At 39.8% G+C, this 460-nt stretch carries 1 protein-coding gene; it reads left to right on the top strand.

Annotation, left to right across the window (positions count from 1 at the left end; translation table 11 throughout):
• Positions 1–195: 195 nt before the first annotated feature.
• Positions 196–460 (top strand): SRPBCC domain-containing protein (locus I6F37_RS39325; protein WP_225154275.1); only part of this gene is annotated, 265 nt, incomplete at its 3' end.

The following is a 460-nucleotide window of genomic DNA, read 5'->3' on the forward strand; positions in this document are numbered from 1 at the left end:
ACAGGTGATTAGCAGCAGTAAGATTTTCATGCTGAAAAATAAAAAAAATGGATCAAGGTTCCTAAAGGATTAAGGCTAGTGAAACTGTATCGACCGTCCTTAATTACATTGATCCTTTTTTAAATGCCATGGTGGCAACCTGCAGATAAATTGCCCAAAGCAGTTACAACCTTTATCTTTACGGCACATGTTATCATGAAAGATTTTAAAAAATATTTTATTATTCCTGCTTCACCGGAAGAGGTTTACCTGGCGCTCACACTGCCAAACACCATTCGATTGTGGACAGGCGAAGTTGCGGAAATGAGTACAGAGCCGGGAAGCGAATTCTCCCTATGGGAGGGAAGCATTACTGGTAGAAATATTTCCTTTGAAGAAAGCAGGAAAATTGTGCAGCAATGGTATTTTGGCGAACAGGAAGATTCCTCGATTGTTACTATTAAATTACACCCGCATAAGC

The sequence above is a fragment of the Bradyrhizobium sp. NBAIM08 genome, from assembly GCF_020193935.1.
Lineage (GTDB): Bacteria > Pseudomonadota > Alphaproteobacteria > Rhizobiales > Xanthobacteraceae > Bradyrhizobium > Bradyrhizobium yuanmingense.